11 protein-coding genes and 1 pseudogene are annotated in these 7,260 nt (G+C 70.8%); 4 read left to right on the top strand and 8 right to left on the bottom strand.

The window, feature by feature from the left end; translation table 11 throughout:
- Window positions 1–530 (top strand): annotated as a pseudogene (locus tag ACIBEC_RS40740) (transposase); the annotation flags it as partial.
- Between the two features lie 182 nt (window positions 531–712).
- Here ACIBEC_RS40740 and ACIBEC_RS40735 read toward each other — a convergent pair.
- Window positions 713–1,366 carry a hypothetical protein gene (locus ACIBEC_RS40735; RefSeq protein WP_360504998.1) on the bottom strand — a complete coding sequence of 218 codons (654 nt, stop codon included), beginning with the start codon at window positions 1,364–1,366 and terminating at the stop codon, window positions 713–715.
- A gap of 200 nt (window positions 1,367–1,566) precedes the next feature.
- On the opposite strand from ACIBEC_RS40735, the gene ACIBEC_RS40730 reads away from it, so the two are divergent.
- Window positions 1,567–1,770, top strand: coding sequence for a hypothetical protein (locus ACIBEC_RS40730; protein ID WP_360505000.1), 204 nt, complete (start codon window positions 1,567–1,569; stop codon window positions 1,768–1,770).
- Between the two features lie 18 nt (window positions 1,771–1,788).
- Here the strand turns inward: ACIBEC_RS40730 and ACIBEC_RS40725 are convergent, their stop codons facing one another.
- The 6 genes from ACIBEC_RS40725 to ACIBEC_RS40700 all read right to left on the bottom strand — a co-directional run bounded on the left by ACIBEC_RS40725 (window position 1,789) and on the right by ACIBEC_RS40700 (window position 6,008).
- On the bottom strand, window positions 1,789–2,553 hold the full coding sequence (locus ACIBEC_RS40725; protein WP_360505002.1) for an ABC transporter permease: 765 nt from the start codon (window positions 2,551–2,553) through the stop codon (window positions 1,789–1,791).
- Window positions 2,550–3,455 carry an ABC transporter ATP-binding protein gene (locus tag ACIBEC_RS40720; RefSeq protein WP_360505004.1) on the bottom strand — a complete coding sequence of 302 codons (906 nt, stop codon included), beginning with the start codon at window positions 3,453–3,455 and terminating at the stop codon, window positions 2,550–2,552. The genes ACIBEC_RS40725 and ACIBEC_RS40720 overlap by 4 nt, the downstream gene beginning before the upstream one ends.
- The gene (locus tag ACIBEC_RS40715) at window positions 3,455–3,598 is read right to left on the bottom strand and encodes a hypothetical protein (RefSeq protein WP_360505006.1); all 144 of its coding nucleotides are present in this window, start codon (window positions 3,596–3,598) and stop codon (window positions 3,455–3,457) included. The genes ACIBEC_RS40720 and ACIBEC_RS40715 overlap by 1 nt, the downstream gene beginning before the upstream one ends.
- Before the next feature lie 25 nt (window positions 3,599–3,623).
- Window positions 3,624–4,130 (bottom strand): hydrogenase maturation protease, encoded by a 507-nt coding sequence (locus ACIBEC_RS40710; RefSeq protein WP_360505008.1) that lies wholly within the window; start codon window positions 4,128–4,130, stop codon window positions 3,624–3,626.
- Window positions 4,131–4,243: 113 nt separating this feature from the next.
- Entirely contained in the window at window positions 4,244–4,939 is a 696-nt protein-coding gene (locus ACIBEC_RS40705) for a CBS domain-containing protein (RefSeq protein ID WP_360505010.1), read from the bottom strand.
- A gap of 43 nt (window positions 4,940–4,982) precedes the next feature.
- Window positions 4,983–6,008 (bottom strand): Acg family FMN-binding oxidoreductase, encoded by a 1,026-nt coding sequence (locus tag ACIBEC_RS40700; protein ID WP_360505012.1) that lies wholly within the window; start codon window positions 6,006–6,008, stop codon window positions 4,983–4,985.
- Between the two features lie 101 nt (window positions 6,009–6,109).
- On the opposite strand from ACIBEC_RS40700, the gene ACIBEC_RS40695 reads away from it, so the two are divergent.
- Window positions 6,110–6,358: a hypothetical protein gene (locus ACIBEC_RS40695; protein WP_360505014.1), complete on the top strand. Its 249-nt coding sequence runs from the start codon at window positions 6,110–6,112 to the stop codon at window positions 6,356–6,358.
- Between the two features lie 75 nt (window positions 6,359–6,433).
- Here the strand turns inward: ACIBEC_RS40695 and ACIBEC_RS40690 are convergent, their stop codons facing one another.
- Complete coding sequence (locus ACIBEC_RS40690) at window positions 6,434–6,604, bottom strand: hypothetical protein (protein ID WP_360505141.1); 171 nt, start codon at window positions 6,602–6,604, stop codon at window positions 6,434–6,436.
- Between ACIBEC_RS40690 and ACIBEC_RS40685 the strand changes: the two genes are divergently transcribed.
- Window positions 6,545–7,213 carry a YbhN family protein gene (locus ACIBEC_RS40685; RefSeq protein ID WP_360505016.1) on the top strand — a complete coding sequence of 223 codons (669 nt, stop codon included), beginning with the start codon at window positions 6,545–6,547 and terminating at the stop codon, window positions 7,211–7,213. The two genes, ACIBEC_RS40690 and ACIBEC_RS40685, sit on opposite strands and share 60 nt — an antisense overlap.
- Window positions 7,214–7,260 lie beyond the last annotated feature (47 nt).

The following is a 7,260-nucleotide window of genomic DNA, read 5'->3' as shown; positions in this document are numbered from 1 at the left end:
CCTGGAGCGACCACCAGGGCCAACTGCCCATCATCGAGGGGGCTTTGATCCGCCTCGACGTCGACCACCTGCCCTCCGGCGGCACCCCGAAGCCGGTCTGGCTGTGGTTCTCCGATCCCACACCCTCCGTCACGGACACCGACACCGCCTGGCACGCGTTCCTGCGGCGCTTCGACCTGGAGCACACCTTCCGCTTCCTCAAGCAGACCCTGGGCTGGACCCGTCCCCGCCTACGCGAACCCGCCGCGGCCGACCGCTGGACCCACCTGGTCCTGGCCGCCCACACCCAACTCCGCCTCGCCAGAACCCTGTCCGCAGACCTCCGCCGACCCTGAGAACGACCCCAACCCGCTGAACGCCTCACCCCCGCCCGGGTCCGGCGCGGGTTCCGCAACATCCGCACGACCCTGCCATGCCCAGCCGCTGTTGCGAGACCCTCCCGCCCCGGACCCGGGCGCCCACCTGGCCGGCCCAACCGCCACCGAGCCCCCACCTACGACGTCGGACTCGCCCTGGTCACCAACCAGTAGCGAACAGGCAGGCGAGAGTCCGAACGCGACAGAAGATGATCACCAAAGGTAAAACGACAAGCTGAGGCCACCGCTGATCTGGACAGCTCAACGGCCGGATGCTTCTGCGCACTCTGTCGCTGCTGGCCTCGGCAGTCCGGCGCAGATTGCCGACCAGTCGTTCGTGACGGTCACGACATGCCTCACGTCTCATCGCCAGCGGTGCTTCGCACACCGGTCCCCGCCGTGGCCTCGTGTTCCGCAGCCGTCTTGACCGCCTGCAGGGTTGCGCGCATGACGACGCCGGCACCAGGCGAGACGAGCGTCCGGTAATGGCCGAAGCGCCGGGTGGAGACCTGGTCGGTGCAGACCGTGCGCGCCTCGTAGGTCACCAGGGACCGCCGGGTGCCGTAGGGGTGGAAGACCACTGCGGCTGCGACCTTCGCCCATCCGGGCTCTTCGAATTCCGAGAAGTCGCCGGGCTCGACCTGCCGCCATTCGATGGAGGGCTGCCATATCTTGCCGACGGCGCCGAAAGCCATCTCTCGCCCCGGGTTCTCGCCAAGCCCCACCCATGGTTGCTCCTGCTGGTCCCCCGTGACCATGTCGAAAAGATCGGCGAGCCGCAGCGAGGCCGACTGCGGAACGGGTGTTCCGCGAAGCCGGTCCGGTAGGCCGCGTGCCCACGTGACCAGTTCGAGCAGTGGAGAGTGAATCGACAGAAGATCGAGGCTACGCGCAGCCCGGTACGCCTGCGACGGCCCCGCGTCGACCGCCGTGCACTCCAGGTGGGCGAATCGCAAGTCCGGCAGGGCCCGATCCACCAGCAGCGGTCCGGCAGCGGTGTCACTGTCCATCACAACCTCCTAGGCCGACACCGACATCTCCAGTGTGTGGGCTCGAGTGGCCAGGGCTGCGGCGCGGTCGCACGAGCCGGTGACAGGGGACTTGCGTCGTGCGGGCCGCTCGCTGAACCCTGTCGCAGCCAGATCCGGGCCGGCGGGGATCCTCCCGCAGGGGAAGCCCACGCCGGTTGCTGGTCTCCGAGGAAGAGAGGGTGACGAACCGCCCGGCGCGACTGGTCGGATCGGTGTTCCCCGTCAACCGCTGGGTACTCGACACCTCGATCCTGCACCACGCCGCCCCGGCCCCCGCCACCGTTCCCAATCGGGCGGGCGGCGCCGAACCGGCCGCCCTCTGGCTGTTTACGGCACTCACCGGCACGGCCGCATTCAACTGCCGTGACCTCGTGGGTGCCTGAACCGCCACCGACGAACCCTCACTGGCGCGGTTCCCAGCTGAACCAGCGGGCGGCGAGCAGCAGTCCGAGCGCACCCCAAACTGCGACCACCAGGACGTCGGTCCAACGGAAGGCAGTGCCGAGGAAACCGGCCTGCATGCCGTCGCCGAAGTGCTTGACGGGGAAGATCCTGGCCACCCATCGGACCCAGGCGGGGGCGTTGTCGCCGAGCGGGATGAAGATTCCGGAGAGGAAGAGCAGCGGCAGGATGGTGGCGTTGACGATCGGCGCGGCGGCGTCCGCGTTGGGGATCACCGCCGTGACGGCGAAGCCCAGCGCACAGAAGCACGCCGACCCGACGGCCAGCATCACCAGGAAGCGGAGCAGTGCCGCTCCGGTCGGCACCTGCGCCTGGTAGGCGAACCGGCCGAAGGTCACGGTAATGGCCACCAGCAGGACGGACATCAGCATGGCGTGGACCACCTTGGCGCCGAAGTAGGCGGCCGGGGAGAGCGGGGTGCCGTTGGTGCGTTTGAGCACCCCCGCGTCGCGGCTGAAGGACATTCCGATCGCGATGTTGTTGTAGCAGGACGTGATCACGGCGAAGGCACCCATGCTGGCGACGTAGTAGGTGGACTGGTTGACCTTGTGCCCGCCCAGCAGAACCTGGCCGTGGCCGAGCAGCGAGGTGAAGATGACCAGGAACATCAGCGGGAAGGCAAAGGTGAAGAACGCGGAGGCGGGATTTCGCCAGAACGCCTTGTTGACGTAGCGGATCTGCCGCAGGACGGTCATCGCGGTCATGACGGTTCCTCTGTGAGCCGGAGGTAGACGTCCTCCAAGGTGGGGCGGACGATCTGGAGCTCGTCCAGCGTGACGCGGTTCTCCAGGGACCAGCCGGTGAGTCGGTGGAGGGCGGCGGTCAGGTCGTCGGGGCTGAACTCCACGAGCCCGTCGGCCGGGACGCCGAGGCCCTCGGGCGGGAAAACGCCGGTGGGCAGCCGGTAGCGGAGCTTGGGCCGGACGGCGTCCCGGCCGCCGAGGCTGTCAGGCGTGCCCTCCGCGACGATCTGTCCGGCGGCGATGACCGCGACCCGGTCGGCCAGGTGCTGTGCCTCGTCCATGTAGTGCGTGGTCAGCAGGACGGTCTTGCCGAGGGCTGCGAGGTCCCTGACGATCTGCCAGGCCTCGTGGCGGGCGGAGGGGTCGAAGCCGGTGGTGGGCTCGTCGAGGAAGAGCAGCTCGGGGTCGCCCGCGAGCGCGATGGCCATGTCCAGTCGGCGTTGCTGGCCGCCGGAGAGCTTGCTCACCCGGCTGTTCCGCTTCGCCGTCAGTCCGACCAGCTCCAGGGCCTCGGCGACGGGGCGGGGATGGGGATAGTACGAGGCGTACATCGCGACGGTCTCGGCGACCGTCAGATACCGGTCCACGCCGGTGGACTGCAGGACGATGCCGATCAGCGGCTTGAGCTTGGCGCGTTCCCGGCCGGGGTCGTAGCCGAGGACGCGGACCTGCCCGCCGTCGCGGCGGCGGTAGCCCTCCAGGATCTCGACGGTGGTGGTCTTGCCTGCACCGTTCGGGCCGAGCAGGGCGAACACCTCACCTCGCTCCACCGTCAGGTCGATCCCTCCGACGGCGCGGAGCTCGCCGTAGGACTTGGTGAGGGCGCGGACTTCGATGGCGCCATCAGTGAATTCCGACGCCATCAGCAGATCCTGGGGAGCTGTTCGCCGGCGAGCATGCCGACGACCCGGTGGGCGCCGACCAGGGTGCGGATAGTGACCCGGCCGAGCAGGAACTCGCCAACCTCCGGGGGCATCGGGCGCTTGACGGCGGGGGTGGTGGTCAACGTGAGTCCTCGCGCTCGATGGTGGTCATGGCAGGGCTTCTCCGTCCAGGCCCGCGCGATGGCCTGCCACCACGCCGCGGATCAGTGAAACCACCCGGGGCACCGCCTCGGCCACGGCCTGGCTCAGCCCCTCCCCGAGGGAGAAGTCCGCGCCTTCGACGGCGACGATCAGCAGCTCGCGGGGCAGTTGGCCGAGCGCGGAGGCCAGAGCGACGGCATGGCCGAGACCGAGGCCATGGATGCCTGCTGCGGCGCTGCTCTCGGCCAGCGGGTCACCCTCCCGGTCGGGGAAGACGGCGACCTCATGAATACGACCCGGCTGCCCGGGGTGGCCGGGCACGGCGCCGACGACGATGGCGAGGTCCGCGTTCTCCCACAGCTCCATCAGACGGGTCGGCTCGCCGTCGCAGAGGGTGATGCGGTCGACGGGAATGTCCTCGGCCGCCAATTCGGCCATCACGGCCACTGCGGCTCCGTCATCGTGGCGGTACTCGTTGCCGATGCCGATGAGGACGATCCGGGCGCGCAGCATGGGGTCAGCTCCGGTCCGCGAGGGTGGGCCGCCAGCGGAAGACGACGGTCGGCCCGAGCATGGTCAGGCCGCGCCGGGTCAGGGCGTCGAGACCGTACTCGCCGGGTTCGAGCTCAGTGGCTGGCGCGGTAGGCCTGGGGATGTTCGAGGGGGACATCGGTGTCGTCCTCGGTGAAATCGAGCGTCTGGTGAACCGCCACCACGCCGTCCACCGCGCGGCACAGCTGCTCCGCGATCGGGATCAGGCTCTTGCGCGGAACGCGACCGCTGAGTGTGACGACGCCATCGTGCACGACCGCCCGGACATCAGCGGGCGCCAGCCAGAGGGTCTGGCCGAGGACGTCGTGGGTGATCTCCTCGCGGATGGCCGCGTCGTGGCGCAGGAATATCTGTAGCAGGTCACGGCGGCTGACGATGCCGACCAGGCGGCCGACCTCGTCCACCACGGGCAGCCGCTTGACCTTGTGCTTGTCCATGGCGCGGGCGGCCTCCGGGATGGTCCAGGTCGCTCGGGCGGTGATGGCCGGGCTGGTCATCAGGCCGCCGGCGGTCTCGGCCTCGGCGCGGGCGCGGTCGTGTGCATCGAGCCAGCGGCCGGGCGTGCGGCCCTCGGGGTCGGGCAGGACGGCCTCCTTGCGGATCAGGTCCGCCTCGGACACCATCCCGAGGGGCCGTCCCTGGTCGTCGATGACCGGGATCGCGGTGATGTCGTTACGGTGGAACAGCGCCGCGATCTCCTTGAACGGCATGTCGGGCCCGGCGGTGACGACCTCCTGGGTCATCACGTCCTGGACGGTGCGATGCTGCATGGTCCTCCTCCTCGCTGTCCTGTACCTCACACTCGCCTGCGGCCTACGGACCAGACCTCAGCTGTGTTCTGACGTCCCGGCCGGGCCCCTCGTGCTGTTCGGCCAGGTCGAGGATCTCCTCCACTGGCCGCCGGGGTGTCGGCGCCCCGGGCGGGCCGTAGCCCAGTCGCATCACCATCTGAACATGCCCCGGCCCCTCGGCCGGGTCGCGCAGGCGCCACCGGGTGTCAGCCCACTCGACCGCCTGGTGCAGCACCGAGGCGCGCACCCCGCGCAGCGTCGCGAGCAGCCAGACCCGCTCCATCGCCTGACCGGCCCGCAGCCAGTCGGCAGGGCCGTCGCCGTGCGTGCTGATCACGGCGACCTGCGGCAGCGCCTCGAACCGCTCGGTATGCAGGGCCGGCCTGGGCGGATGCTCGGTGAAGCTGCGCATCGGTACCCGGGCGTCGTGGTCCAGCGGGCCGAGCGCGGCCGCCGGGATGCCGTCGGCGGCGGGCTCCTCCAACCGCAGCCAGCTGCGGGTCTCAGCCTGTCGGGCGATGTCGGCGGCGATCCGCTGCTCGGCCTCGGTGGTCAGCTCCAGCACCCGGCGCACACCGGCCTCCTCCAGTACGTCCAGCGTGGCGCCCTCCGCAGTGGCGGCCGCGATCAGCTCGCCGATCACCGCCTCCGGCACGTCGCGGTTGGCGAAGGGCCGGCGGCTGGAGTGGCGATGCTCGATCGCCGGGTACAGATCCGGATCATCTGGCGAGCCCGGCTCGGCCAGGTCGAGGACCGCGAGGAAGCCAGAGTCCGTCGGCTCCGGGCACAGCCGCACGGGGGCTGCCCGCCCGAGGTGCCGGGCCGCCGTCCTGAGGTTGAGCACCGCCGCGCCCACCGAGATGTGCAGGGACCGACCGTCCGGATCGGCCACGGGCACGGCGCGGGTGGGGTCGGCGAAGACCAGCAGGCTCCGCCGGTCCGCGCCGGGCCGGAAGCACCAGGGCTGGCTGTTGTGCAGCGAGGGCGCCGCGCCCCCGGCGTCCGCGAGCAGCCGAAGTTCCGCGGGGGTCAAGGACGGCTCGGTCATGGCGTACTCCCAGGGGCTCGCTGCCTCCGCCGGGTTCGGCTCCTGCCTCCATCGTGCGCCCAAGGCTGAGCCTTCTCGCGTCGGCAGTCCGTGCTCCCACGATGCCCGAGTCCGCTTCCGGCGGCGGCGGCACCGTGCGCGGCCCGACGCTGCACCGGCTGGAGGCGGACGGGCTTCACGAACTCGGCCAACTGTTCGTCGAGTTCGCACCCCTCCTGGGTCTCCGCCGCGGCCGGATCGGACCCTTCGTGCTGCTACCGCCCCCCGCGCGCTCCACCAGTGCGACCGCCGAGCAGCTCATGACGAGGCCTGTGCGCAGGCGCGTGACTCTGGAGGACAGGCGGGTATAGGTGCGGCCGCCGACTCCGGGGCACGGCAGAAGGGGATCATCACCACAACCTCGGTGAGCCCGAGTTCCTAGCCGGTCAGACCAGGGTCGCACCCCAGGCCCTCGCCCGGCCGTGCTCGCCCTCGCGCAACGGACCGTTGGTGCCCGTGACGACGAACCCGTCGGGCTTGGCCAGCAGCACGTACCCGTGGCGCCGCAGCCTCCGGGCAATCCCGAACGCCGCGCCACCGCTCGACGCCATGCCCATCCGAGTATCGAAAGCCGCCGCGCGGGCCCCGGGCGTCGCCGTGAGGCGGCGACGGCTACCGCCACGCTCGCGCCCGCGCTCATCGTTCTCACCATGACCGTGCTCGCCGCAGTCGGCCTGACCCGTTCCCCCGGCCTGCGGCGGGCCGCCCTGCGCTGGTGGCAGCGCGCGGGCGACCAGTCACCCCGAGTCCGGGGCGTCGAGGAATCGCTCGCTCATCTGGTAACGCAGGCCAGGACTCTCCAGCCGGGCCTTCGCCCCTGGCTACGGCCACTCGGGCTGGCCCTGCTGAACTGGGGCTTCGACGCCGTCTGCCTGGCCTGCTGCCTCTGGGCCCTCGGTATCGGCGTACCCTGGCGCGGCTTCCTCGCCGTCTACGGCCTCACCCAGGTCTCCACCAGCCTCCGGCTGACCCCCGGGAGCCTGGGCATCGCCGAGGCCAGCCTCACCGGCCTGCTCGTCCTCTACGGGCTCCGCGCCGATCAAGCACTCGCCGTCTCCCTCCTTTACCGGATCATCAGCTACTGGGCGATGCAGCCCATCGGCTGGGGCTCCTGGCTCGGCGTCACTCTGGCCGCCCGGCCCGCGCCCGACCGGCCAACGCAGTGAGCAAGGAACACACGGCGCCGCGCGTAGAACGACGAAGGAACAACCCG

The organism is Kitasatospora sp. NPDC051164, from assembly GCF_044455625.1.
In the GTDB taxonomy this organism is placed as follows: domain Bacteria; phylum Actinomycetota; class Actinomycetes; order Streptomycetales; family Streptomycetaceae; genus Kitasatospora.
The sequence above is the reverse complement of the archived record's forward strand: the minus strand, read 5'-3'. Positions and strand labels throughout refer to the sequence as shown.